General features: G+C 37.3%; 29 protein-coding genes, 1 pseudogene and 2 riboswitches. Of the genes and pseudogenes, 20 read left to right on the forward strand and 10 right to left on the reverse strand.

Going from position 1 to position 26,153, the window contains the following annotated elements:
* Window positions 1–40: 40 nt before the first annotated feature.
* Window positions 41–889 (reverse strand): transporter substrate-binding domain-containing protein, encoded by an 849-nt coding sequence (locus tag GD441_RS05230; protein ID WP_225434135.1) that lies wholly within the window; start codon window positions 887–889, stop codon window positions 41–43.
* A 129-nt stretch (window positions 890–1,018) separates the two neighbouring features.
* Window positions 1,019–1,134: riboswitch (SAM riboswitch) on the reverse strand.
* Between the two features lie 115 nt (window positions 1,135–1,249).
* Window positions 1,250–2,122 (reverse strand): YitT family protein, encoded by an 873-nt coding sequence (locus tag GD441_RS05235; protein WP_420849652.1) that lies wholly within the window; start codon window positions 2,120–2,122, stop codon window positions 1,250–1,252.
* A gap of 291 nt (window positions 2,123–2,413) precedes the next feature.
* On the opposite strand from GD441_RS05235, the gene GD441_RS05240 reads away from it, so the two are divergent.
* From GD441_RS05240 to GD441_RS05250, 3 genes are read left to right on the forward strand one after another with little or no spacing between them, the layout of a single operon-like run.
* Entirely contained in the window at window positions 2,414–2,641 is a 228-nt protein-coding gene (locus tag GD441_RS05240) for a FeoA family protein (protein WP_191992101.1), read from the forward strand.
* Entirely contained in the window at window positions 2,638–4,620 is a 1,983-nt protein-coding gene (feoB, locus tag GD441_RS05245; protein WP_153124448.1) for a ferrous iron transport protein B, read from the forward strand. Before GD441_RS05240 ends, feoB begins: the two co-directional genes overlap by 4 nt.
* A 15-nt stretch (window positions 4,621–4,635) precedes the next feature.
* Window positions 4,636–4,773, forward strand: a complete 138-nt coding sequence (locus GD441_RS05250; protein ID WP_153124450.1) for a FeoB-associated Cys-rich membrane protein — start codon at window positions 4,636–4,638, stop codon at window positions 4,771–4,773.
* A gap of 171 nt (window positions 4,774–4,944) precedes the next feature.
* Here the strand turns inward: GD441_RS05250 and GD441_RS05255 are convergent, their stop codons facing one another.
* The 6 genes from GD441_RS05255 to GD441_RS05280 all read right to left on the reverse strand — a co-directional run bounded on the left by GD441_RS05255 (window position 4,945) and on the right by GD441_RS05280 (window position 10,679).
* The gene (locus tag GD441_RS05255) at window positions 4,945–5,175 is read right to left on the reverse strand and encodes a hypothetical protein (protein ID WP_153124452.1); all 231 of its coding nucleotides are present in this window, start codon (window positions 5,173–5,175) and stop codon (window positions 4,945–4,947) included.
* A 67-nt stretch (window positions 5,176–5,242) separates the two neighbouring features.
* Window positions 5,243–6,505, reverse strand: coding sequence for an MFS transporter (locus GD441_RS05260; protein WP_153124454.1), 1,263 nt, complete (start codon window positions 6,503–6,505; stop codon window positions 5,243–5,245).
* Window positions 6,506–6,832: 327 nt separating this feature from the next.
* Window positions 6,833–7,795 (reverse strand): magnesium transporter CorA family protein, encoded by a 963-nt coding sequence (locus GD441_RS05265; RefSeq protein WP_153124456.1) that lies wholly within the window; start codon window positions 7,793–7,795, stop codon window positions 6,833–6,835.
* A 412-nt stretch (window positions 7,796–8,207) separates the two neighbouring features.
* Window positions 8,208–9,539 (reverse strand): hemolysin family protein, encoded by a 1,332-nt coding sequence (locus GD441_RS05270; protein ID WP_153124458.1) that lies wholly within the window; start codon window positions 9,537–9,539, stop codon window positions 8,208–8,210.
* A gap of 58 nt (window positions 9,540–9,597) precedes the next feature.
* Window positions 9,598–10,284 (reverse strand): zinc metallopeptidase, encoded by a 687-nt coding sequence (locus GD441_RS05275; RefSeq protein WP_153124460.1) that lies wholly within the window; start codon window positions 10,282–10,284, stop codon window positions 9,598–9,600.
* Window positions 10,285–10,301: 17 nt separating this feature from the next.
* On the reverse strand, window positions 10,302–10,679 hold the full coding sequence (locus tag GD441_RS05280; RefSeq protein ID WP_153124462.1) for a MerR family transcriptional regulator: 378 nt from the start codon (window positions 10,677–10,679) through the stop codon (window positions 10,302–10,304).
* A 185-nt stretch (window positions 10,680–10,864) separates the two neighbouring features.
* On the opposite strand from GD441_RS05280, the gene modA reads away from it, so the two are divergent.
* The 8 genes and pseudogenes from modA to ytvI all read left to right on the forward strand — a co-directional run bounded on the left by modA (window position 10,865) and on the right by ytvI (window position 17,552).
* On the forward strand, window positions 10,865–11,686 hold the full coding sequence (gene modA, locus GD441_RS05285) for a molybdate ABC transporter substrate-binding protein (protein WP_153124464.1): 822 nt from the start codon (window positions 10,865–10,867) through the stop codon (window positions 11,684–11,686).
* Window positions 11,683–12,342, forward strand: coding sequence for a molybdate ABC transporter permease subunit (modB, locus tag GD441_RS05290; RefSeq protein ID WP_153124467.1), 660 nt, complete (start codon window positions 11,683–11,685; stop codon window positions 12,340–12,342). Before modA ends, modB begins: the two co-directional genes overlap by 4 nt.
* Window positions 12,343–12,481: 139 nt before the next feature.
* The gene (locus tag GD441_RS05295) at window positions 12,482–13,063 is read left to right on the forward strand and encodes an SCO family protein (protein ID WP_153124469.1); all 582 of its coding nucleotides are present in this window, start codon (window positions 12,482–12,484) and stop codon (window positions 13,061–13,063) included.
* 114 nt (window positions 13,064–13,177) lie between these two features.
* The gene (locus tag GD441_RS05300) at window positions 13,178–13,573 is read left to right on the forward strand and encodes a response regulator (protein WP_153124471.1); all 396 of its coding nucleotides are present in this window, start codon (window positions 13,178–13,180) and stop codon (window positions 13,571–13,573) included.
* A complete protein-coding gene (locus GD441_RS05305; protein ID WP_153124473.1) occupies window positions 13,566–14,495 on the forward strand; it encodes a cyclic di-GMP-binding domain-containing protein, MshE-related in 930 nt (309 codons plus the stop codon). Before GD441_RS05300 ends, GD441_RS05305 begins: the two co-directional genes overlap by 8 nt.
* 427 nt (window positions 14,496–14,922) lie before the next feature.
* A pseudogene (locus GD441_RS17100) lies at window positions 14,923–15,063 on the forward strand (Trk family potassium uptake protein); the annotation flags it as partial.
* Between the two features lie 102 nt (window positions 15,064–15,165).
* Window positions 15,166–16,485, forward strand: a complete 1,320-nt coding sequence (locus GD441_RS05310; protein WP_153124475.1) for a TrkH family potassium uptake protein — start codon at window positions 15,166–15,168, stop codon at window positions 16,483–16,485.
* Window positions 16,486–16,517: 32 nt separating this feature from the next.
* Window positions 16,518–17,552, forward strand: a complete 1,035-nt coding sequence (ytvI, locus tag GD441_RS05315; RefSeq protein ID WP_153124477.1) for a sporulation integral membrane protein YtvI — start codon at window positions 16,518–16,520, stop codon at window positions 17,550–17,552.
* 397 nt (window positions 17,553–17,949) lie between these two features.
* Here the strand turns inward: ytvI and GD441_RS05320 are convergent, their stop codons facing one another.
* The gene (locus GD441_RS05320) at window positions 17,950–19,302 is read right to left on the reverse strand and encodes a hemolysin family protein (RefSeq protein WP_153124479.1); all 1,353 of its coding nucleotides are present in this window, start codon (window positions 19,300–19,302) and stop codon (window positions 17,950–17,952) included.
* A 561-nt stretch (window positions 19,303–19,863) separates the two neighbouring features.
* Here GD441_RS05320 and GD441_RS05325 point away from each other — a divergent pair.
* The 3 genes from GD441_RS05325 to uptA all read left to right on the forward strand — a co-directional run bounded on the left by GD441_RS05325 (window position 19,864) and on the right by uptA (window position 21,612).
* Window positions 19,864–20,628 (forward strand): FixH family protein, encoded by a 765-nt coding sequence (locus GD441_RS05325; RefSeq protein ID WP_153124480.1) that lies wholly within the window; start codon window positions 19,864–19,866, stop codon window positions 20,626–20,628.
* A 35-nt stretch (window positions 20,629–20,663) separates the two neighbouring features.
* Window positions 20,664–20,852 carry an Lmo0850 family protein gene (locus GD441_RS05330; RefSeq protein WP_153124482.1) on the forward strand — a complete coding sequence of 63 codons (189 nt, stop codon included), beginning with the start codon at window positions 20,664–20,666 and terminating at the stop codon, window positions 20,850–20,852.
* A gap of 139 nt (window positions 20,853–20,991) precedes the next feature.
* The gene (gene uptA / locus GD441_RS05335; protein WP_153124484.1) at window positions 20,992–21,612 is read left to right on the forward strand and encodes an undecaprenyl phosphate transporter UptA; all 621 of its coding nucleotides are present in this window, start codon (window positions 20,992–20,994) and stop codon (window positions 21,610–21,612) included.
* A gap of 434 nt (window positions 21,613–22,046) precedes the next feature.
* Here the strand turns inward: uptA and GD441_RS05340 are convergent, their stop codons facing one another.
* Window positions 22,047–22,928, reverse strand: a complete 882-nt coding sequence (locus GD441_RS05340) for a cation diffusion facilitator family transporter (protein WP_153124486.1) — start codon at window positions 22,926–22,928, stop codon at window positions 22,047–22,049.
* A 232-nt stretch (window positions 22,929–23,160) separates the two neighbouring features.
* A riboswitch (TPP riboswitch) is annotated at window positions 23,161–23,261 on the forward strand.
* Between the two features lie 138 nt (window positions 23,262–23,399).
* On the opposite strand from GD441_RS05340, the gene thiT reads away from it, so the two are divergent.
* The 6 genes from thiT (at window position 23,400) to GD441_RS05370 (ending at window position 25,952) form a co-directional block, all read left to right on the forward strand.
* Complete coding sequence (gene thiT / locus GD441_RS05345) at window positions 23,400–23,990, forward strand: energy-coupled thiamine transporter ThiT (RefSeq protein ID WP_338091695.1); 591 nt, start codon at window positions 23,400–23,402, stop codon at window positions 23,988–23,990.
* Window positions 23,991–24,389: 399 nt separating this feature from the next.
* Window positions 24,390–24,950, forward strand: a complete 561-nt coding sequence (gene sigY, locus GD441_RS05350) for an RNA polymerase sigma factor SigY (protein ID WP_153124488.1) — start codon at window positions 24,390–24,392, stop codon at window positions 24,948–24,950.
* Entirely contained in the window at window positions 24,907–25,248 is a 342-nt protein-coding gene (locus GD441_RS05355) for a YxlC family protein (RefSeq protein WP_153124490.1), read from the forward strand. Before sigY ends, GD441_RS05355 begins: the two co-directional genes overlap by 44 nt.
* Window positions 25,245–25,433: a sigma-Y antisigma factor component gene (locus tag GD441_RS05360; RefSeq protein WP_153124492.1), complete on the forward strand. Its 189-nt coding sequence runs from the start codon at window positions 25,245–25,247 to the stop codon at window positions 25,431–25,433. The genes GD441_RS05355 and GD441_RS05360 overlap by 4 nt, the downstream gene beginning before the upstream one ends.
* Window positions 25,434–25,453: 20 nt before the next feature.
* Window positions 25,454–25,657 carry a hypothetical protein gene (locus GD441_RS05365; protein WP_153124494.1) on the forward strand — a complete coding sequence of 68 codons (204 nt, stop codon included), beginning with the start codon at window positions 25,454–25,456 and terminating at the stop codon, window positions 25,655–25,657.
* Window positions 25,638–25,952, forward strand: a complete 315-nt coding sequence (locus GD441_RS05370) for a YbjQ family protein (RefSeq protein WP_153124496.1) — start codon at window positions 25,638–25,640, stop codon at window positions 25,950–25,952. Before GD441_RS05365 ends, GD441_RS05370 begins: the two co-directional genes overlap by 20 nt.
* Window positions 25,953–26,153 lie beyond the last annotated feature (201 nt).

A 26,153-nucleotide genomic window follows, 5' to 3' on the forward strand; every position in this document is an offset into this window, starting at 1 on the left:
AGAACCTATTGACGGTTAGATTCATTAGGAAAATGATGCCTTATTTCAGTCCCTCAATTTCCACTTCATGAGAAACGTCAGCTCCGTAGAACTTTTCTGAAAGCTTCTTGACAGTTCCATCATCAATTAATTCCTGAAGAGCTTGATCAATTTTTGCTTTAAGCTCAGGACTGTTTTTTTGCATAACGAAAGCACCAACATTCGGTTCAAACTTGAATTCCTCGACCAGCTTCAAACCAGGTTTATTATACTGCTTCAAAGTTTGAATGAGTACCAAGTAATCGTTTAGCATCGCATCTACACGGCCATTTATGATATCTGGAAGCACTGCGTCTGATCCAGTATATGCAATTACCTCTGCACCTTGAGATTCAGCATACTTTGTGTAATTACTTGTGAGCGATCCACCAACTTTTTTCCCTTTTAAATCTTCAGGTTTTTTAATAGAATGATCGTCTTCTCTTACAATCGCAGATCCGTATGAATATTTGTATGGAATAGAGAAATCAAATTTCTCTTTTCTTTCCTTAGTAATGGTAAAATCATTGGCTGCAAGATCAATTTTTCCAGAACGTAAGCTTGGTAATATTCCATCAAACTCCATCGTCTTAAATTCAACTTCTAAGTTCAGGCGTTTTGCCACTTCTCTAACTACTTCAACGTCAAAGCCTGTAAGCTCCTTTGTTTTTTCGTCAAAATATGTAACCGGATAATATAGACCTTCCGTACCTACAACAATTTTTCCTTTTTTCTCAATCTTTTCCCATGAATTTTGCTTGTCTTTTGCAGGTTCGGTATTTGAAGCTTTTTCCTCACCTTTACCACAAGCAGCTAAAAGTAAAATCAAACTAAGTAAAAGAACTGAAACCACTATATTTTTAGTTCTCACAAAATTTCCTCCTAATCTAATAAAAATACTTGGATTTAAAACCAAAAAAAATTCGGATCTAAACCTCCTTCCTAAAGAAAACCCTCACCTTCTAAGATAAGGTGAGGGAATAGTTACTGAACTGAACCCGTCTTATCTACCAAGCATGCTGCCTGTTGGATTTGGCACGGTGCTCTCCATTATTTAAAGAGAATCCGTTGCCGAGGCTTCACAGGGCCAAATCCCTCCACCTCTCTTGATAAGAATCATATATAAAATTAATCATAAAGAAATAGTAAATTGTTGAAATAACAATGTCAACTAATATTTCTTAAAATTTTGTCATTTGCTATCTAAAATCACAAGTAAATAATTGAAATTCTAATGAATATTCCTCTTTTTAAATCTGCCTCCACGCACCTCTGCAATGTTAGATACGGCTAGAAATGCCCCGGGATCGAGCTCTTCAATAATGGATTTTAATTTTGCTTCTTCCAATCTGGTAATCACACAGAAAATGACTTTTTTATTATCTCCAGTAAAGGCTCCTTCACCGTTCAAATACGTGACACCACGTCCAAGACGGGCTAAAATGGCATCCCCAATTTCTTTATGATACTCACTAATAATCCAGGCTGATTTTGATTCATCTAATCCGGTTATCACAATGTCGATGGTTTTAAATGCTATAAAATAGGCAAGTATAGAGTACATAGCACGATCCCAGCCAAACACAAAGCCTGCCGTTCCGAAAATAAAAACATTAATAAACATGATGATTTCTCCAACGGAAAACGGTAGCTTTTTATTAGCGAGGATGGCCATAATTTCCGTCCCGTCAAGAGATCCTCCGTAACGAATGACAATTCCGACTCCTGTACCAAGAACAATGCCGCCAAACACGGTCGCCAAAAGTAAATCTTCAGTAAAAACAGGAACATCATGCAGCAAAATAGTTGTAACGGATAACACAGCGATTCCGAGCAGAGTAGATAGAGCAAATGTTTTCCCGATTTGCTTATATCCGATATAAAAGAATGGGATATTTAACAGGAAGATAAAAACCCCCAGTTTCACCCCAGTCAAGTGAGAAAGAATGATCGAAATACCGACAATGCCTCCATCCAATATATTATTAGGTACAAGAAACTCTTCGATTCCAATTCCCATTAACATGGCTCCGATTATGATGAAAATTATTCTTTTAGCCAGTTTGGATTTTGTTAAAGCCTTGTGTTGGACATGGTTGATCATTTCTTTTTGAAATTCAGTCATGAATCCTCCTCCTTGTTTCTTTTTATGATCTTTATCTTATAAAAATATTGTACACATTCTATTAAGTATAAAACAATAAATAAGCATCTTTCACTTAGGTTCAATTCTAAAATGCTGTTGCTAATGGCAATATATTAGAAAAAATTCAATAAATTGTTCGAAACTTACGTGAAATAGTGGTTGAATCAGAAAAATGAGGGTGATACCATTTTACATGTAATGATAATCATTATCAATATCATTATAATGAATACAAAAAGGAAGATCATAATGAAGCTTCATACTGTAGATAAAGGTCAAAAAGTAAAGATTCTGGATTTAAGCTCGGTAGATCCTTTATTGAGAAAACGCTTATACTCCTTTGGAATAAAGGAAGGCTGTGAGCTTTGTATAAAACAAAAAGGATTGTTTTCCGGAGCGTGTGTCCTCGAGTGTGAAGGGCAGAATGTTGGAATTCGCCGAAAAGATTTAATGACAATTGAGGTAGAAAAGCTATGAGTCAATTTGCACTAATTGGGAATCCGAACACAGGAAAAACCTCGCTTTTTAATATATTAACAGATTCGTATGAATATGTTGGAAACTGGAGCGGAGTAACGGTTGAAAAGAAAGTAGGAAAAGTAAAGAAAGTAAATAAAGAAATTATTGACCTACCCGGAATATATGATTTTAATCCTATTTCCCGTGACGAAGCGGTCGTCACGAAATTTATGCTAGAGGAAGATGTAGAAGGAATCATCAATATTCTAGACGCTTCACAGTTTGATCGAAATATGCATTTGACACTTCAAATATTGGAATACGGTAAGCCAACTTTTATATGTCTAAACATGATGGATGTTGCTGAAAAAAAAGGAATTCAAATTGATGCTGTGAAGCTTAGTGAAGTTTTAGGTGTTAAAGTGATTCCAGTAATAGCTCGAACTGGAAAAGGGTGCGACACTATTTTTTCAGTTCTCAAAGAACCAAGTTCAGTAATGAATAAGCCGTTGAACATCTATTACGGACCAAAGATAGAAAAATGTATCAGCGCTTTGGAACAGTATCTGACAATTGAGAGTACAGCACAAAAAAGATGGATTGCAATCCAGTTTCTAAGGAGAAACGAAGCAGTTGAGGAGTATTTATCTAGAGAGTCCTATTTCGAGAAAATGGATGAGCTTAGAAAGCAGCTTGAAACTGAACTAGGAATGACTGGTGAAAGGGCGATTTATGAAGGAAGAAAACATTACATTTCCAAAGTAAAATCGCAAGTTTTTCATCAGGCTGAAAAGAAAACCGTTCTATCTGAAAAATTTGATAAGGTCCTTACTCATCCTGTGTTAGGACTGCCCATTTTCCTTGGACTGATGTTTCTTATGTTTCAGGCTACGTTTGCCTGGATTGGCACACCTTTGTCAGATCTATTAGATGGTTTCATTGCAGGGACCGTCACAGACGGAGTTAGAAATCTGTTGACAACCTTAGGAGCATCCGGTTTTATTATTGATTTAATTTGCGACGGAGTGATTGCAGGGGTAGGTGGAGTACTTGTCTTTATCCCGCAGATTTTCGTATTATTTTTCTTTATATCGTTGCTAGAAGACTCAGGATATATGGCCCGCATCGCAGTCGTGATGGATCGGTTAATGGAGTTTTTCGGATTAAACGGAAAAGCATTCATTCCTATGATTATCAGTTTTGGATGCAATGTTCCAGGAGTAATGGCTGCGAGAACGATCGAGCATCATAAAGAAAGAATGCTTACGATTTTAATAGCACCCTTTATGAGCTGTTCAGCGAGATTACCTGTATATGCCTTGTTTGCAGGAGCATTCTTTGCGAAGAATCAATCATTGGTTGTATTTTCTCTTTATATACTAGGTATTGTACTGGCATTAGTTGTGACCAAAATATTATCTATGACTATATTAAAAAACGAAAAATCCGTATTCTTTGTGGAACTTCCTGCTTATCATGTCCCACAGCTAAAAACGTTATGGCGTTCTACTTGGGAAAAAGGAAAAGGCTTTTTGCGAAAAGCAGGAACGATTATTTTTGCCGGTTCGGTTGGTATTTGGCTGCTGTCTTATTTAGGTCCGAACGGCATAGGTGCTGAGATGAATGAAAGCTTCCTGGCTAAGATTGGTGGAGTCATTGGGACACTGTTTGTGCCAATCGGATTTGGTACTTGGGAAGCTGGGGCTTCCTTAATATCCGGATTTTTGGCTAAAGAAGTAGTTGTTTCTGCGATGGCTATCATTTACGGGGTTCAGGAGTCAGCTCTTGGAGGAACGATGGTTACTGCATTTACACCATTGAGTGCCTATTCTTTCATGGCTTTCGTCCTTCTCTATATGCCTTGCCTAGCAACTGTTGGAGCAATTCAACGTGAAACACGCTCTACAAAATGGACCCTTTTTGCCACTCTTTATCCGTTTTTTGTTGCTTATTTAGTTTGTTTGACCATCTATCAAATTGGAAGCTTGTTTGTATAAGAAAGGAGCTTCGATATGCTGATTAATATTTTAATTGGAAGTGCTGTGTTCGGCTATGCAGGGTATGCTTTGTGGAAATCAGTAGCAAAACAGAAGAAAGGCAAATGTGCAGCGTGCGCGATCCAAAAAAACTGCACATCGAATAAATGTTAAAAGGTTAGGTGCCTTTCTGAATTGGTGAAGCGGTCAAGAGAGTCACCCCAGACTGATAAGCGTTTCATGCAGTCTAAATGTCTGAAATAAATATTTTGCTAAAATCTATTGGGCTGTCCCATAAGTCGGTATAACTGGCTTATGGGACAGTCTTTTTTGAATACAAAAAAATCACCTTTGGTCCCTACGACCGATATCCTGTTCCCGACGACCGATATCTGGTTCTGACGACCGATATCCTGGTCCTGACGACCGATATCTAGGTTCTGACGACCGATATCTAGGTTCTGACGACCGATATCCTGTTCCCGACGACCGATATCTTGGTCCTAACGACCAATATCCTGTACATGTAGTAAGAAAATACCAAAAAATATCAAGAGAAAAATTTATTTTCTTCATAAGGGCTATTTAGACAGCAACATTATTCTTTTTTGGAGATTGCGGGTTCAAGAAGGTTAAGTCCTTATTAACTAATCATTTTTTCATAATTTTCGGCAGGCGTTGTATTGATTTTTAAAACTAGCCCGGATCCTACAACACAAAGGGCTCCGGCAATCATGAACGCAATGGAATAGCTATCGAAAGAGGAGCGGATCAATCCACTTCCGAAAGCTGCAAGTGCGGCTCCCATTTGGTGAAAGCCCATGATCCAGCCAAACAATATACCAGCACGTTCCTTTCCGAAAAGATCAGTTGTGAGTTTCACTGTCGGCGGAACTGTAGCAACCCAATCCAACCCGTAAAAAATGATAAAGCCCCAAAGTCCAATATAGCCTGATAAAAAGGCCCACGGCAGGAATAGAAGAGATAGTCCTCTTAATGAATAGTACCAAAATAACAGCCAACGGTTATTAAAACGATCTGACAGCCAACCAGAGAGAACCGTTCCGATGATATCAAAGATTCCGATCGTTGCGAGCATCCCGGCTGCAAGCGTTGGCGTAAAGCCGAAATCAATACAAGCGGGAATGAAATGGGAACCGATTAGCCCATTGGTGGATAAACCGCAAATGAAAAAACTTATGCCTAGCAGCCAGAAATCTTTAGAACGGCTTGCATCTTTTAAGGCGATGAAAACTTGTGAAAAAGAAGAATTCGGTAGCCCCGTTGTTGGAACATCCTTTTCAAGCTCTCCACCGTAAGGCGACAATCCTTTTTCGGAAGGTGAATTTCGTAACAATATCGCTGACAAAAGAAATACGAAGAAGGCAGCAGCTGAAATAATCGAGATACTGTTTTTCCAGCCAATGCGATCAATGGTATGTGATAAAAAAGGAAGGAAGATGAGTTGACCAGTTGCCCCGCTAGCTGTCAAAATGCCTACGACTAATCCTCTGCGCTTTACGAACCATTTATTTGCAACAATTGTACTCAAAACTACTGTACATCCGCTTCCGACTCCAACAAAAACTCCCCAGAAAATATGCATTTGCCAAGGAGACGTTATAAAGGTTGTAAGGAAAATACCAATTGCCAAAAGTAAAAAAGCAGAGGATATGATTTTTCGAACCCCGTATTTGTTCATTAATGCTGCAGCGAAAGGTCCGATTAGACCGTATAATACTAAATTAATTCCAAGTGTCAGACTCATAACTGAGCGGCTCCAGCCAAATTCACCTTCAAGAGGAACCATTAGAACAGAAGGGGTGGATCTAATTCCGGCTCCAGTCAAAAGCGCGATAAAGGCAACAATCACAATAATCCAACCGTAATGTAAGCGATTTTTCATGGGTATTCTCCCTAAAGTTTGTTTCTTATTAAGATACTACTATTAAAGAAGATTGTAAATTTAGAATAGTAAAAAACTATTTTCGACTTAAATCGTACGGTTTTTGCTTATACTGCGGGTTGGGCTTCCGTATTGATCACGGCAATATTTGCAGCCATTCAGCTTGGTTTTTCAGACGTAGTTTCATATGAATTAGCGCTAAAGTCGCTTTGAAGACCATTTGGAAAAAAGAATGGGGAGATATTCCGTATAAAATAAACGATTGCCAAAAATGGCTGCAAGCTATATTTCAGAAAAGAGATTGTCCATGAGCGGTTCTGATTCCGGCTAGGAACGATCCTTTTTTGTTCCCCACCACCCCTTTATCCTGAAATACAAAGTGATGCCTCCTCCAATTCCGAACATCAAAATAAGGGCATAAAAATATCCCCACCTCCATTTTAACTCCGGCATCCACTCAAAATTCATCCCATACACTCCAGCAATAAACGTCATTGGGATAAAAATCACACTGACTAAAGTCAATGTTTTCATAATAGCATTCGTATGGTCAGATTTTAAGGATATTTGGAGATTGAAAATATTAGACAAGCTATCCTTAAAGGTATCATAGGCTGCTACAATCCTTGCATAGTTGCTTTGTAAATCCTGAAAGTAAAAGCCTGCATCCTCGTTGATATAGGGAAAATCTGCTTTTCCAATTTGTTTCAATAAGCCCTCCTGGGGTTCCACAATTTGACGAAGCTCATGCAGCATTACTTTCCACCGATATACGGATTTCCCGATTTTGTTTTCAAAAGGATCAATGAAGACGCTTTTTTCTAAAGCTTGAATCTCATCCGCGATTTTGTCGATGCTTTCTAAAAAACTGATTGAAATATTTTCAATAATACGGAACAAAATATGTCCGGGTGAAGACATAAAATGAGGATTTTCCATAAATTTTTTCGGAAGCACCTTGAGTAAATCCAAGTCAAGCTGCTCTTCATATGTGATGACCATATTCCTTGTGGCTAACATATTTAATCGAATTGGGGTGTAATCTTCCTCATCAATACTGAAAAGAGAAATGACAGCTTCGTTTTCATAAAGATTCATTTTTGGTATATCATTAAAGAGGTTAAAATTCTCTTTAGCAGCAGGATGAATAGCAATCTCTTCAAAAATTTTCTTGAGCTGATCCTTGGAATTATGGACGTCAAGATGAAACCACATGACTTCATCGTTGCTTGGAATATAAAATGAATCTAATTTTTTTATATCTTTTGACTTAATATTGTACACTAACACATCAATTCCTGCTTTCTTTAAAAGTATAACCTTTTGAATAGATGCGATGGTCGCAAAGATTATTAGGTTTTTTATTAGTATGGAGAAAAAAGAAGATAATAAACATTTGCTCGAACGATCGAAAAGTCCGAGTGAGTCATCCAAACGATTGAACAAATTCTCGTGCGAGTAGATGAAAAAGCTGTAATACAACAAAACCACACGACTAGGATGTCGTGTGGTTTTGTTGTAGAAAAATATATTTCTCACACATTCAGACTGATTGAAAACGCTTGTCAGTCGAGGAACGAACCCGTGCGAGGAGCGGAGTTACCCTAGACGGTAATGAGCACCGGAGCAGGGTTCGTGACGACGAATGCGAGCGTTTGTCAACAGTCTGACCACACGACTATGATGTCGTGTGGTATGTGTTTTACAGAACTTCTTCTGTTTCTTCTTCGATCGTAGCATTCTCTAATTTTTTCACTTCTATATATAAGATATGCTGGCCGTCGATTTCCTTAATTTTGAATACATAACCGTCTTCTTCGATTTCATCCCCTAGCTGGACATCATATTTATGAGTGAGGAACCAGCCGCCGATGGTATCGACGTCCTCTTCCATTAAGTCAATACCTAGTAAATCATTGACATCCTCAATCAGCACTTTTGCATTGAAAATGTAATGATTGTCCCCAATTTTTCTAATATCAGGCAGTTCATCAATATCAAATTCGTCGCGGATGTCGCCCACGATTTCCTCAATGATGTCCTCAACCGTCACAAGACCAGCCGTACCACCATATTCATCAAAAAGAAGTGCAAGGTGAGAATGTTCCTTTTGCAGTTTTACAAGTAAATCATGAATCGGGATTGTTTCAATTACCTGGACAACAGGATGAACGAAGTTAGAGACAGGAACATCCATATTAAAATCATTCTGAATAACGGCAGTCAACACTTCCTTGATGTTAATCATACCTACTACATTGTCCTTGTCTCCGTCCACTACAGGATAGCGTGTATATCTTTCTTTGAGTACAATATCCATGACTTCCTTAATCGTTGCACTCACAGGGACAGTGACAATTTCAGTGCGGGGCACCATGATTTCTTTTGCGATTCTTTCATCAAACTCAAAAATCTTATTGACATATTTATATTCGGATTGGTTGATTTCACCGCTTTTCAAGCTTTCCGAAAGGATGATTCGTAATTCTTCCTCTGAATGAGCTAATTCATGTTCGGATGCAGGTTTTAGACCCAATACTCCTGTCACAAGTCTGGCAGATCCGTTCAGTGCCCAAATAAAGGGATACATAATTCGATAAAATAAAATAAGTGGTTTAGAAAAAAGCAAGGTGATGGTTTCCGCTTTTTGAATCGCTAGTGTTTTCGGAGCCAACTCACCAATGACGACATGTAAAAACGTAATCGAAGAAAAAGCAATGGCGAAAGACAGGATCTCACCAAGGGATTCGTTAATCTCCCAGCTTTCAAAAATAGGATGAAGCAAGCTTTCAACTGTAGGCTCACCCAACCAACCAAGCCCTAAAGCAGTGATTGTGATACCAAGTTGACAGGCAGAAAGATATTCATCTAGCGAGGAGATCACTTTTTTTGCAGCTACAGCGTTTTTGTTGCCCTCTGAAATTAATTGGTCAATCCTCGAAGTCCGTATTTTAACGATGGCAAACTCTGCAGCGACAAAGAATGCAGTCATTGCAATCAATAATGCGACTAAAATCAGATTTATTATTTCCAATGAAGTACCTTACAAAAGTAAGGTGTACACCTCCTGTATATCAAGGTAATAGAAGATTTTATTCCTCTTCATTACCCTGTACAAAGATCATGACAAACTTAATGAGTTCAAATAATGAAATTAAAGCTGCTGCAACATAAGTGAGAGCCGCTGCATTCAATACTTTTTTTACCCCATGCTCTTCATCGTTATATAGAATACCTTGTGAGATCATCAATTCTCTCGCGCGGCTGCTGGCGTTGAATTCAACCGGCAATGTTACCAATTGAAAAAGTACGGCTGCAGAGAAAAAGATAATTCCAAGGCCAATTAAGGACAGCTGGGAGAGCAGGAGTCCTCCGATAAATAAAAATGGAGCGATACCGGATGCGATGTTAGCCACAGGTACAAGCTTGTGGCGAAGTACTAAAGCTCCATATGATTGCTGATGCTGAATGGCGTGGCCAACTTCGTGAGCTGCTACCGATATGGATGCGATCGAGCGACCGTAATAGACCGGTTCAGATAATCGGACCACTTTATTTGTTGGGTCATAGTGATCGGAAAGCATACCTGGAACGACCTCTACCGGTACATGGTGCAGTCCGTTTTCATCAAGAATTTTGCGGGCAGTTTCAGCTCCTGTCAAACCAGTTCTTGTAGGGACTTCCGCCCATTTATGAAATGTTCCTTTTACTCTAAATTGTGCCCAAATTGATATACCCAATGCAATAAAGATGAGAAAATCCATTGGATGAAAAAGCATGTAAAGTTCCCCCTTATTTATAAAAGCATCATAATTAATGATTGAATTAAAGAAAGGCTATCTGCAGAGAGCTTGGATTTAATGAGAAGTTTTTGCCGATCATCAAGATTTTCCCAATTATTTAAAATCGTTTGGATGTCCACATTAATATCTCTTAGTTTTTTTTCCAGCTCTTCTGAAATCCATTCATTCTCTTGTTCTTTGATCAATCTTTTTATTTCATCGAGTGACATGTGCTTTCTTTTACATTGTTCAATGAATTGTAATCTCTCCAAATCGGACAGATCATAATAACGATAATTAGAAGTAGAACGTTTCGGTTTTAATAAACCGAGTTGCGTATAATAGTCGATCGTTCTCTTTGTGACATTAGCTCTTTCAGCTAATTCACTGATTTTGAAAACATCAGCCCCATTTAAGTTACCTCCTAACTGTTACGTGATGGTTTTACTAACATTATATTGTTAAATTGCCAGTGTCGTCTAATATTACGCTCTTATGATTAAAAGGTTTCAAATTATGCTTAGATTTTTTGATAAAATAACATTGGCATAATTCGTTTTTGAAAGGGAAAAAGAAGATGCAATTTCAAAGGATACTTCACGGTTTTTTGATTTCGATCGATCTATGTAAAAATGGATTAAAAAACATTATCGCTATTTCGTTTCTACTCGCTTCTTCTCTTCTTTTGTTCGGCTGTCAAAAAGAAGAAAAAGTTCATCTTACGGTTTCTGCTGCTGCAAGTATGACAGATGCCATGAAAGAAATCAGCAAGGAATACCAGAAGCTGCATCCAGAAGTTTCACTATCCTTTAACTTTGGCTCGAGCGGGGTACTCAAGCAGCAAATCAAGCAGGGAGCTCCAGTTGATGTTTTTATGGCTGCAGATGAAAAGCATGTGGAGGTTCTTATTGAAGAGGGTTCTATAAAGAAAGAGGACTTTAAAAAGCTGGTGTCAAATGAGTTAATACTTGTAGCTTCACCATCTCATAAGGTTAAGAACTTACGTGAAATTCAAAGGCTCCAAAGGATCTCAATCGGAACCCCTGAAACGGTGCCAGCAGGAAGATATGCAAAAGAAGTACTTGAAAACGAACATATGTGGGAAGAACTGAAATCGAAGTTGATTTTCGCAAAGGACGTCAAGCATGTATTGTCCTTAGTAGAATCCGGCAATGTGGACGCAGGCTTTGTGTATAAGTCCGACTTGGTTTCAATTAAAAAAGAACTAGAAACAGTACCTATCGATCATCATTTATACTCTAAAATCCTTTATACAGGAGGAGTGTTTAAACATTCATTTCAATATGAAGAGGCCAAAAGATTCCTGGAATTTTTAACAACGGATGCAGCGAGACATATTTTTAGAAAACACGGTTTCACGGATGTAGGAAGAGAATGATGAATGAATTTTGGTCACCTGTTATTCTGTCTGTAAAGATAGCATGTATTTCCTCCGTCTTGGTGCTCGTTCTCGGTATTTTAGCTGCAAAGTGGATGAGGAACGATAAAGGGAAAAAAATCTTTTTGGAAATCCTTTTTTTGCTTCCGCTTGTGTTGCCACCTTCTGTCGTAGGTTTTCTTTTAATTATAATTTTTGGTCATAACAGCCCTGTGGGCAAATTATTCACATGGATCTTTAATCAGCCAATCATGTTCACAATGGGAGCTGCTGTTATAGCTTCTACAGTCGTTGCATTTCCGCTAATGTATCAATCGGCTAAAGCAGGCTTCCAATCCATAGATAAAGATATTGAAGATGCTGGTAGGGTCGATGGGGGAAATGAAGGAAAAGTATTTTTCTATATTACCTTACCATTGTCTTTGCGGTTCATCATGACCGGATTTATATTAAGCTTTGCGCGGGCGATGGGGGAATTTGGGGCAACTTTGATGTTTGCCGGTAATATTCCCGGGAAGACCCAAACGATTCCGACAGCTGTGTATATTGCTTTTGAGTCGGGACATACCCGAACTGCATGGCTATGGGTTGCGATGATGATTGCCATTTCATTTATTATGCTGTTGATTATACAAGTATTAAAGGATAAAGAGTAGAGCTTTCTACAATGATGACAATTGTGTGAAAGCTCTTTTTTATTATTAAAAATTTCCATTTTATCCATTGCAACCTAGATATGTTTTTTTTACGTTATGAATGTACACATGAGGAGAACAGAAAAAAAGGGGATTGGAAATGAAAAGAAGAATCATCATTTCGTTGTTTTGTATGGTTTTCATTTTATTTGCATCGGCGGGATGCTCTAAGGAAATCCCAAATAGACTGAATTGGGAAGTAGAGGATTTTACCTATACGGATCAAGATGGTGAGAAATTCTCTTTAGCTCATTTGAGAGGAAAGGTATGGGTAGCAGATTTTATTTTTACGAATTGCTCGACTGTTTGTCCGCCAATGACAGCAAATATGGCGAAGCTAAAAGAGCTGGTTGAAAAGGAAAAATTAGATGTTCATTTTGTTTCTTTTTCTGTAGATCCTGAAGTAGATACGCCTGACAGGTTAAAAGAATACGGAAAAAAATTCACTGATGATTTATCCAACTGGACGTTCTTAACAGGTTATTCCCAAGAAGAAATCATTCGTATGGTACGAAACAGTTTTAAAGCCATTGTAGAAAAAGAAGAGGGAAATAATCAGGTTGGTCATGCCACTTATTTTTATTTGGTGGATCAGGAAGGAAAGATCGTTCGGTACTACAAAGGAGAAAAAGATGTGCCATATGAGGAAATTGTGGAGCATATAAAAATCATTCAAGAGTAAATTGTTACAAAATTATAAAAAATAGGTCTAACGGCACATTTTTTGAAGGTGAATGAATAGGGCATATAGAATAGATTATTTTGGTACTTTATTTTAGATAGGGGCTGAATACTCTTGGAAAACAACTTGAAGGTGTTAATTTGCGATGATTCTGTCTTAATCCGCAAAAAGTTAAGAGGCACATTGGAAAAATGCAAGTGCAAAGAAATTTTTGATGCGGAAAATGGAACAGTAGCTGTCGAAATGGCTAAAGAGCATAAGCCGGATCTGGTTTTTATGGATATTGTAATGCCGGACAAGGACGGAATAGAGGCTTTAAAGGAAATTAAAGAATTTGATGAAAATATTAAGATAGTCATGGCTAGCTCTGCGGGTACCCAGGCTCATTTAAAGAAAGCTCTTGAACACGGTGCTTTTGATTTCATCCAAAAGCCTGTCACTTTAGAAGCGGTTGCTGCGATCATTGAAAAGCTTTTGCTTGAGAAGAAAGAGGGGAGCATGAATGTTTAGTCAGTTTTTCGGTCACTACCTATTAAACCGAGGTTTAATTAATGCGGATCAACTCAAGGATGCATTAGAACTTCAACAGTCCACTCACGTTAAGCTGGGTGTTTTAGCTGTGAATGAAGGATTTATGACAAGCAGTCAAGTGGAAGCTGTTCATGAGAAACAAAAGCAGGTCGATAAAAGATTCGGTGAATTAGCGGTAGAACTAGGTTACTTAACAGAAGAACAAGTGGAAAAAATGCTTTCGACGCAAAAGCACCATCATCTTCAGCTTGCCCAGGCGCTTGTTGACCGTAAATATATGACAATTGATGCTTTTTCCCAGGCCTTGGCCACATATAAAAAAGAATACGGATTATCAGATGAAAAATTTGAAGCCATCAAGAGCGGGGACATTGAAGCGTTGGTTGATAGCTTACTCACAGTTTCTTCCGAAGAGCAAAAGACATACTTTACCGATTATTTGTCTTTATTTGCGAAAAATATGATTCGTTTTATTGATGGTCAACTACACTTTGAAATCTCTCCATTAAAAGGTGTATTAGAAGCTGAGTACTATGTTTCTCAAGAAATTACCGGTGAAAAACCACTTTACACTGCGATTGCTGCAGGTGAAAAAACATTTTTAGCCATGGCTTCAGCCTACGCTGAAGAAGAACTAACAGAGATGGATGAACTGGCTGCAGCTTCTGTGAGCGAATTTTTAAATTTGCATAATGGAATCTTCCTTGTGAATATGTCCAATATCGGGATCGAATTAGAAATGAAGCCACAACAATTTAAGGAAAAAGTTGAGATTACTGGATCTGATACAAGCTATGTCGTTACGGTCTACACTTCAAAAGGCAGCTTTAAGCTGATGCTTTGTGATACCCCTGAGAAATTCCCAAGCTTACGTGAGTTAACAAGGTCTACAGAAATGTAAGCAAAAAGCTAATCGAAGCGAGTTTTCGATTAGCTTTTTTTGATGGAACAAATTTTCTTAATGTCACCATAATTACTGTAATCTGCAGATTTCCAAATCGTGTCCGCAATTCAAAATCATTCCACCACATTCCTATTTTTTAAAAAGTCTAGAAGCTTGCAAACAAAAATAGGTCTACACTCCAATCGGTATATTCCTATTACCTTCCCGCTTCCTTTTAGAATAGAACTTTCTTTATAAGAAATACTATCAGCATGAAGCTGAACGATTTATATGACAATATTTTCTTACGGGTTTCAGTAATGATTTGTTCGATAAAAAAACATGCTGTCATCCTAAAAAGAAAATACTCAGTATAGGCTATCTGATGGTTTAAAAAAATGAAGGGGGAAAGTTTGTATGAATAGAAAAAAACGATTATTGGATCCTGAAAGAGCGGCTCCTTCTTCAAGAGTCCTTAAATTACATTTCAATACAAGGAGTTGCCCGACTGACCAAGAGAATCATAATATTCTCGGCAGTAATTGAACTATTAGGAGCCATTCTACTCTCTATAAGATTTTCCTTCTGATTGAAGAAGCTTTAATTTTTTATTTTTAGTAAAAATAGATTGCATTCTTTTGTAACAGGATTATAATTTTTACATCACATATTTAAATGAGGAGATAGTATGAGATTCAAGCAGGTGAATTTAAGCCCTCCACAAATATTGGTTTTACTATATTTATTTTTCTTGGTAATTGGGACCTTATTGCTGAAACTCCCTATTGCTACTACTAAGCCGATTGGGGTGCTTGATGCTCTTTTTACGATTACGTCTGCCATGACCGTCACCGGACTGGTTGTATTTGACACAGGGACAGTTTATACGACATTTGGTGAAGTTGTCATCATGATTTGGATTCAATTAGGTGGATTAGGTATTATGTCCTTTGCTGTTTTGGTTTTTATCATGTTAGGGAAAAAAATCGGTTTTAAAGAGAGGATTCTAATCCAGCAATCTCTGAATCAAACATCTCTTGGCGGGGTCATTCGTCTAGTTAAACAGCTTTTCATTTTTGCCTTTTTAATTGAAGGAATTGCTATGATCTGCCTGGCTACAGTATGGGTTCCTGAATTCGGATGGGGAAAGGGTTTGTATTTCAGTTTATTCCATTCCATTTCAGCCTTCAATAATGCAGGATTCGGATTACTTCCCGATAATCTTATGAGATACGTAGGTAATCCTGTAATCAATATTGTCATAACCCTTTTATTTATTATAGGTGGAATAGGCTTTACTGTATTGGTTGATTTATGGACGAAGCCAAGTTTTCGAAAGCTTTCTCTTCACTCTAAATTAATGATTATTGGAACATTTATTCTGAATGTAGTTGCCATGATCGTCATATTTCTATTAGAAAAAGATAATCCTGCCACAATTGGAGGACTTTCAGGACTGGATCAATTCTGGGCTTCTTATTTTCAGGCAGTTAGCCCGAGAACGGCAGGATTTAATACGATCGATATCACACAAATTGAAGATGCAACTGCATTTTTCATGTGTCTGTTGATGTTTATTGGGGCAGGAAGTGCTTCTACAGGCGGAGGTATTAAGCTTACAACTTTTTTAGTCATTGTCTTTTCAGTGATTACCTATTTAAAGGGTAATGAGAAGCTTGTGGTGAGAAAACGAATGATTTCCACTGAAATTGTTCATAAATCTCTTTCCATTTCAACAATGAGTTTCTTGTTTGTGTTTTTGGCAGTATTTATAATGACAATTAGCGAGAAAGCAAATTTTGTCGTCATATTGTTTGAAGTTTTATCAGCATTTGGAACGGTCGGTCTTTCTATGGGTCTGACTTATGAGTTAACATGGGTAGGAAAGGTCATTTTGATTTTTATGATGTTTCTTGGTAAGATTGGTCCGTTGACATTGGTGTTTACATTAGCTAAACCTCACAAGGAGCGAATCGGCTATCCGTCAGAGGATGTGCTAGCGGGCTAATTGAATGCATAAAGTAGAAGGGAATTAAAGATATGCTTCTGCGTTGGTTGTTAAGACTTGTTATCGTATTGTTCATATTTTGGCTGCTGCCTTATTCATGGACTTTAATTCTAGCATTTCTATCGGCTTTATTATTGGAAGGTCTCGTTGTATTTTTACAAAAGAAATTTACGATTAAAAGATCTCTGTCGGTGTTAATTAGCTTTCTTTTGTATATAGGGGGACTCTGTACCGTCCTATATTTGTTTGTTTCTGTCATAATCCAGCAAATCATCACGTTGTCTGAGACTTTACCGGGCTTTATCAAGAATATTTACTATACAGTCATTCTTCCGACGATTCGGAAATGGGAAACCTATTCCCAAAATCTTCCGAAAGATGTTATACAGTCAATCGAGGATATGATGGAGAAAGGAATTTCTTCATTAGAAATATTCTTCCGAGACTTGATTGAGCGTCTGTTGCAGCTTGTCACAGTATTACCGGGGTTTATGATTGAACTCTTGATTTACTTAATTGCGCTTTTCTTAATTAGCTTAGAGCTACCAAATATTAAGAAAAAAGTAAAAGGTTTGTTTCAAGAGAAAACCTACGAAAAACTATCTATTGTCTATAGTGATTTAATAAAGGCAGGGTTGGGTTTCATTAAAGCTCAAGTGGTTTTAAGTATCATTACTTTTATGATGGCGTATTGCGGATTATTACTATTACGTGTTCCATACACACTATTACTGTCCTTATTAATTGTTGTGGTAGATATTTTACCTATTTTGGGGACCGGCTCCGTGCTTGTTCCGTGGGCAGTAGTTGCCATTTTTCAAGGGAATCAAAATCTTGGGATTGGTTTGATTGCACTCTTCTTCGTTATTACGGTTGTCAGAAGGATTGTAGAGCCAAAGGTTTTATCAGCAAACATGGGCCTAAGCCCTCTGGCAGCTTTGGTAAGCTTGTACCTTGGATTTAAAATCCTTGGCTTTGCTGGATTATTTATAGGCCCAGCCCTTGTGATCGTTTATGAAGCGCTTAAAAAATCAGGGGTCATCAAGGTTAATCGAGTGATCATGTAAAAGCAATGAACAAACTCATCTCACTTTTGTTAAGTAAACAAAACGAAAAAAACAATCTAGTCTCACTGACAAGATTGTTTTTTTACGTTTTAAAATTTATGAGTTTGAACGTTCGAAACCTTTCTTCCTTTGCCGCTGCATTGTGGGCAAGCACGAGAAAAAAACTGTAGAAAAGAGACTTTTCCTTTCCCTTTGCATTCTTGACATATTTCTATGTATTTCAAAATCCTCACTCCTTCTGGTTGCTGCAAATAATTCAGTCTACTAATTTTTACAATTCATTATATTTCTTAGTATAAACCCGGCAATGTTTTATCATTCAGCTAAATGAAAAAATCCTAGTGGAGTTTAAATAAGGTCTAAAAAGCCCTGCTCCAAATCGAGCAGGGCTTAGTGTTTAAGAAACAATTTCTGTTTTTTCTGTTATTGGAAGTGCTTTCGTTTCTGAAAATTCTTCAGCTAATTTGGTTACTTCCACATAGCGGATATGGTGTTCTTCCATATCTTTAATTTTGAAGCAATAAGGCCCGTGGGTAATGACATCGCCTTGTTTTGCTTCATAGTTTTCTGTCAAGATCCAACCACCAATTGTATCGATATCCTCATCGTCAATTTCCGTTCCAAGAAGGTCATTGACCTGGCTAATGAGAACCTTAGCATCAATAATATAATGATTGTCTTTAATTTTCCGGATCTCTGCCACTTCATCGAGGTCAAACTCATCGCGGATTTCACCGACAATTTCCTCTAATATATCTTCAACTGTAACTAAACCTGAAGTACCACCGTACTCATCCATCAGAATGGCCATATGGATTCGTTCTTTTTGCATTTTTAAGAGCAAGTCATGGATTGGAACTGTATCAATTATTCGAATAATCGGTCGTATATAAGGCTCAATCGGCAAAGCGGCAAAGTTTTTAACCGTGAGCATATCCGTGAATAGCTCTTTAACGTTAATCATCCCGATCACATGGTCTTTATCACCGTCTATGATCGGATAGCGAGTAAATTTTTCCTCTTTAACAATTGAAAGGAACGTTTCCATCGTATCATTTTTTGATAAGGTTACAATTTCTGTACGAGGAACCATGATTTCTTTAGCAATTCGGTCATCAAATTCAAAAATCTTATTTACATATTTAAATTCGGACTGGTTTATTTCTCCACTTTTATAGCTTTCAGAGAGTATTATGCGAAGTTCTTCCTCCGAATGGGCAAGCTCATGTTCAGATGCTGGTTTTAAACCGAACATTCTAATTACCATTCTTGCTGAGTTATTAAGGACCCATATGAACGGATACAATATTTTATAAAATAAAATTAAAGGCTTAGCAGTAAGAAGAGTAACTTTTTCAGCTTTTTGTATGGCTAACGTCTTAGGTGCCAGTTCACCCACCACTACATGAATAAAAGTAATGATAGCAAAAGCAATGCCAAAACTTAGAATCTGGGAAACAGAAGAGGGAATGTTGAATTCCTCGAAAAGAGGATGAAGCAATCCTTCAACTGTCGATTCACCAAGCCAACCAAGACCTAAAGCAGTAATGGTAATACCAAGCTGACAGGCTGATAAATATTCATCGAGGTTAGTCGTTACAATTCTTGCTGATACTGCCCCACTTTTACCTTCTTCAATCAACTGATCGATTCTAGAGCTCCTTACCTTCACAATCGCAAACTCTGCGGCTACGAAAAAAGCCGTTAAAGCAATTAAAATGGCTACAATAACCAAGTTTAATATGTCCAAATAGTCTTCCTTATCCCGCCATTTCGCGAGAAAGGAGTCACCTCCCAAGGATTAAAAATCAAATTTTCATTTTCTTGCATTTTGTTATGTTCTCATTTGTTTAAATATAAACCAGAGGCAAAAGGGTCAACAGTCCATTTGAGATGGGTTATATTATGAAACTATAAAGTTAGGATTCTCGAATGGACACAGTTCATATTACCTTATTTTTACAGCCCCAATTACATCACCTCTGTACGTTGTTAAGATAAAAATAATTATAGAAAAACTTGAACTCTCAGTCAAACTCACTATGCGAGATGGATCCAAAGTTTATTACATTTATATGGGAAAATCATTCTCAATAGTCACGGTTTTTAAAGGAATTATATAACATTTTTGATTTTAAAAAAAATATTGGAAAAATACGTTCTGTTTCTTTTCGAAAAAAATGTTCTAGTTCACGATTTTTTCACAATTATAGGGTAACATGAGAAAGTGAAACTTCCATTAGTGGGGGACTTACTGCCCGTTAATGAGGGATAAATAGCATATACATATAAAGGAAGGATCGAAAAGATTATGAAAAAAATGTTTATACTGCTTACCATTATTCTGCTTTTACTTTCAGGTTGTGGGAAATCACAAGAAGAAGGGAAAAAAAGTGACGGAAATAAAGAAGAACAACCAGCTATGTTAACAGCAGAGCTGCAATTACCTAATGAAGCCAAAGTAAATGAACCTGTAAAAATAGGCGTTATGGTAAAAAAAGGGGATCAATTTGTAGACGATGCTTCAGAAGTACTTTTTGAAATGAGGGACAAAGAAGGTACATATAAGGAGAGACAGGAAGGTGTCCTAGAAAAGGACGGTTTCTATAAGGTAGAGCATACGTTTCCAAAAGGGGGTACATATGAAGTGAGTGCACACGTTACTGCTTCAAACATGCATGCAATGCCGGAAAAAAATTTAGTGGTCCATGAAGGAAAAGAAGAATCATTGGAGAATGTTGAAGAAGAACAATCAGAACAACATACTCATTCTCATCATCATTCACATATTGAAATTGAATTACTATCATCTAATAACGTGAAGGCTGGAGAAAATGAAGTGTCAGTTTTAGTGAAAAACGAAGGAAAGGCTTTAATGAATGGATCTGTTCAGTTTGAAGTTTGGACAAAAGGTGCAAAGAGGCACGAATACATCCAAGCTAAAGAAACAGATGCTGGCACGTACGTCGGTACGATTCCTTTCAAAGAAGCCAATACTTATTTTGTTCAAGTGCATGTAGTGAAGGGCGATTTGCACGACCATAAGCATCTTGAATTTTATGTTACAAATCAATAATTTCTGAATCTGAAATAAATGATGGGGTGAGAGAAATGATTACAGATCTGATTCAAAAGTTTCAAAAAAAAGGCATTAAAATCGAAAAAACAAAATCAAGACATGAAGTTTTCTTCAATGTCTTAATGGCTGATCCGTCTTTAGCTTCTTGGAGCGGTCGTAATAATCCTCTAACTCCGAAGCAAATCTATCATAATAAACCAAATGAAGTGGAATTTGATTAGATTTAAATCACCCCATTATAAATTTACCTATAATAAAAGACATACTTGTATGGTGTGTCTTTTTGTTATTTTATGATCAATTCATGTATAATAGTAAAGGATTTGTACGGTTATTAAATGATAGACAAAGGAGTTTACTATGAAGGATTTCTTTATTGAGATTTTGACTTTCTTATCCGATTTAGGTTATTTAGGAATTGCAATCGGATTGATGATTGAGGTTATACCGAGCGAAATCGTCCTCGGTTATGGAGGATTCATGATTTCATCTGGAAAAATCAGCTTTATTGGAGCTGTTATTGCAGGTGTAATCGGTGGGACCTTAGCGCAATTATTCCTTTATTGGGCAGGTTATTACGGGGGAAGACCTTTCTTAGAGCGATATGGAAAATATGTTCTGATCAAGAAGAGCCACATTGACATAGCAGAGCAATGGTTTGAAAAATATGGGGCCGGCGTCATTTTTAGTGCAAGATTCATCCCGGTAGTAAGACACGCGATTTCCATCCCGGCTGGAATTGCCAAAATGTCCGCTTGGAAATTTACATTTTATACTGTAGCTGCTGTCATACCTTGGACAATCTTCTTTCTATATCTTGGGATGGTTCTGGGTGAAAATTGGACAGGCATTAAAGATGTTGCTGCTCCATATATCATGCCGTTAATTCTTGTAGTAGTTAGTGGTGTCGTCTTATATTTTGTTTGGAAAAAGAGAAAGAACCCTCCGATTACAACGGTGAAAAAATATAACGGCAAATAAAATTCAGAAGGTGGTTGTCATTTTATCCACTTTTTTCGTTCTGAAATCGTACGAGTTTTTTTTCCGGTTCCGTGACAGACTCTACATTTTCTCTTTAAAAAGACCAAGAAAGGATGATAGCCCCTCCCTTTGCAAGCAGAGCAAATTTTGATAACCTTCACTTTGCAAATCACCTCGCTTGATGATCTCTATGTGATATATATATGAAAAACAGCTTGGCAGACATTATGAAAAATCCTTTTTTCAACACAAATAATGGAAAATAATAGAAGAGCAGGAGTAACTGAAAACTATGGTGGATGGGGCTGCAAAATTTACATGAATTGCTCAGTCATCTTATTTGGTGCTAAATACCAATAGATGACTGAGCTTTTTACATGCTTCATTTGGAGATTCCTTCATGAGAGCATTTTGAGAGATTGGTTGGAAACGATTTACTTTTGTTCTACGTTTTCAAAAGGTTCCACGTGGACAATGGCATAGTGGATATGATGCTTATTTTTTAAATTATTCTCTACTGTATCGGAAATTTCATGACTTTCTACTACATTCAAATCTTTATTAACAAGAATGGTTGTTTCAAGCAGGATTTGATTTCCGTGCATCCTTGCTTTAATGTCTGTTGTTTTAATGACCCCTTTAGTTGAATCAATCGTTTTCTTTATTTCATTTAGCTGTTCCTCATCAAATCCGTCTGTCAGGGTATGTGAAGCTTCAGAAAAGATTTCCCATGCCGTCTTACAAATGATAAATCCGACAACAAATGCAGCAGCTACGTCAAGCCACGCAAGTCCTATATAAGTTCCTATGATCCCAATAAAAGCACCGATACTGACCAATGCATCCGAGCGGTTATCCTGCGCAACAGCGAAAAGGGAAGAGTTTTTCGTTTTTTTGCTTAGTGTTAGATTGTATCGGTAAACAAGAAACATAAAGACTGCGGATAGTAACGCGACAATTGCAGTCAGTTTATTTGGTATGATCGTTTCTTTTTCAAGAAAGAAAGCTACAGAATTATAGATGACTTGAATTCCAACAGTCATCATGATAAAAGCGGCAATTAGTGAAGCAACTGTTTGGGCTCTGGAGTGCCCGTACGGATGATCGTCGTCCGGAGGTTTATTAGATATTTTTAATCCGATTAAAACCGCTACAGAAGCGATGATATCTGTCGTATTATTTAAACCGTCAGCCCAAAGACCTTCCGAGTTTCCGATGAAGCCTACTACAAGTTTGACAACGGATAATACTATATAGGCAGCGATGCTAATCCAGGCTCCTCTTTGGGCAAGAGTGGTTGAATTGTATTCTGTCATATTGGATTTTCTCCTTACAAAAATTCTTGCTTTATTAAAATAGCAGATACAATTTAAGTGGGTCTATAGAAAAATTGTGCCCTTTATCCATCTAACTTGGGTTTTTACATAGTTATTGTTAGCAGTTAAAGATTTTGTATCAAGGAAAGATTTTTATCATTGCATGAAGGAAAAAATTCTTCTACATTGAATAATATGAATGTTGTAGTATAATAGATTGTGTAAATGAATGAATTTCCACAAGGGGAGCCGTTTGGCTGAGAGTGAGCTATAAGTTCTGACCCTTTGAACCTGTTAGTTAATGCTAGCGTAGGGATGTGGTTGATGGATTAAGCAATGACGGGCTCCATTACCATGCCTGCCATTGCTTTTTTGCTTTTCATGGCAGTGCTGGTGTGGAAGGTCTTGCGACAATTTCTATGTTTGCATGATGTTCAAATCAGAACAACTTTCTCTTGTGGAGAAAGGGAGATGAAGATGAAGATGAAAAACAATACGTTATTTTTGGTTGAAGTGGCTGTATTTTCAGCATTGGCATTGCTATTGGATTTAGTATCGGGATTTATTTTTTCACGTATTTGGCCTCAGGGAGGTTCTGTTTCCATTGCGATGGTTCCAGTTTTCTTAATGGCATTTAGGTGGGGGATAAAAGGCGGAGTGGCGACTGGTTTTTTACTCGGCCTTCTACAGGTCGTTTCAGGTCAAGCGTGGATTGGACACCCTGTACAAGGGTTTATTGATTATTTCTTAGCCTTTTCTGTTGTTGGTCTGTCTGGGTTATTTGTTCACAGTATTCAGCAAAACGTAAAAGCAGGAGAAAAGAAAAAAGCGATTTGGATTGGTACAGGCGCGATGTTTATAGGCAGTTTATTAAGATTTCTTTGTCATTTTGTCTCAGGTATTGTGTTCTTTGGATCTGGAGCACCAGAGGGCCAGCCGGTTGCTGTTTTTTCTTTGATTTATAATGGAACCTACATGCTTCCTAGCTTTATCCTATCCGCAATTGTTGTTAGCCTGCTTTATACGTCTGCTGCCAATGTATTGGTAAGAAAAACGGCCTAAGATTTCTAAACAACAAAATGAAACAGCCCTGCTCGATTGGGAAGACCAGGGCTGTTTGTTATTTTTTAGGGCAAGTTTAGTCATATCCAAAGCAGGCAGATAAAGAATAACCATCCTTAATTGCTTTTCTTTTTTTATAAATAGCCCTTCAAAAAATTCTGTTTCTATAATTCCGTAATAATTGTAAGATATTAGAAAAGAGAAACGGTACAATGCCCCACCATTTGATGATTCCTCCTAAAGATCATATTCGTTTCGTTTCATACATAAGCTAAATCTGTCAAGTTCATGTAGTAGCATCTAAGCGGGATATAAAAAAATGAAAAAATAAATGAACGATTTTTATAGATCTACGTCAAATAAATGAAGCTTTCAGGGTGAGAAAGAGAGGACTTTTGGATGGAAGAAAAGGAGCTGGTTAGCAGGGCAGCAAAAGGAGATCATGTGGCATTTGCCATGTTGTTTCAGCAAAATTATCCCATGCTGGTAAAATATTTGATTAAGATAACATTTAGCCCTGAACTTGCTGAAGAATTGTCACAGGAAACGATGGCCAAATGTGTTGAAAAGATCGGATTGTATAATGGAAAAGCAAAGTTTTCTACATGGCTCATCCAAATCGCCACCAATCTGTACATTGATCAAACAAGGAAAAAGAAAAGGGAACAAAACTGGCAGATCAATGAGCAGCATATGAGAAAAATGAAATGGACTCTAGAGTCGAGGAATGAAGATTGGAATGATTGTCTAGAAGCACTAGGAAAGTTAACGAATGATGTAAGGATTCCTATTATTTTAAAACACTATTATGGTTATTCCTATGAGGAAATCGGTAAAATTCTAGGGATTCATTCCGGTACGGTCAAATCAAGAATACACAATGGCATTCAGGTGATCAGAAAGGAGTTGAAGCTAGATGAAAGAAGAGAAAACCGCCAATCGCAATATCAGTCATTATGAAGAAACGGTAACAGAAATAAACGGTAGTCTTGAGAAGATTGAACAGGCTTATGATGTTTTCACTCCTCATTTGAAATGGTTTGAAGAACAAGTACTTTTACAGCAGCGAATGGTAAAGAAAAAATATAAACGAGATTTTTACCTGTTTTCGTTTATCTCTTTATTCATTCTCTCTATTTTGATGATTACCTTGTATCAAGTTCCTGTCTTTTTCGGATTGATTCAAATGATTTTTGGAATAGGCATTTCCCTTTGCTATCTTGCACATTATTTGAAGCAGCGGGTGACTAAAACATGAGTGAAGAAGAAATTGTCTTGCTCCCCATAGTAGCTATCATTTTATTGGCACAAAGCTTCTTCTTGTTTTTTAATGCAAGGAAACATGGTCATAACCATTGGCTTTGGGGAATTCTTGGCTTGATTCAAGCACCAATGCCTCTCCTTATTTACTTATTATTTGTAAGGGATCCCAAAAAAGAATAATTTGCGTAAGGAGTTGCTGTATGCAACAGCTGAAATTAATGATTTTGATCTTGGCGATTGTCGGACAATTTGCCGGGCTCATTTTATTATTCATTGATGTAAAATGGGCGATTACGGTATACCTAGTTTATGCTGCTTTATTATTGGTACTACTGTTTTTATTTATAAAAGAAAGACGGAAAGAAAAAAAGGAGGAAGCAGAGAATGATTATAGTGACTACTGAATTTGTGCCTGGCAAGGAAATCAAAGAATTAAAAGGATTTGTTAGAGGAAACACTGTCCATTCCAAACATATTGGTAAGGACTTGCTGGCTGGTTTGAAAACAATCGTTGGCGGAGAAATAAAGGAATATACGGAAATGATGGATGAAGCACGTCAAACAGCCATCGGTCGAATGGTCGAGGATGCACGAGCAAAGGGTGCCAATGCGATTATTGGCTTGCGCCTTCAAAGCGCTGCTATCATGCAAAATACTTCTGAAATTATTGCATACGGTACTGCCGTTTATGTAGAGTAGTAATTTGTAAGAAAAGCTCCTTGTTAGGGGCTTTTTTTAGTTTTTTTAAATTATGGCAGTTTATTATTATATCTGAATAATTTGTTAAACTTTAATAAAAAGGGTATTTTGGATAATTTGACTATACAAAAGATAACGTGAGAAATAAATCTTGCCAAGGAAACAACGGTTTTCATTAAAGAGGTAATTAGTTAAATTATT

The sequence above is a fragment of the Peribacillus tepidiphilus genome (assembly GCF_009466385.1).
Taxonomy (GTDB): Bacteria; Bacillota; Bacilli; order Bacillales; family DSM-1321; genus Bacillus_BN; species Bacillus_BN tepidiphilus.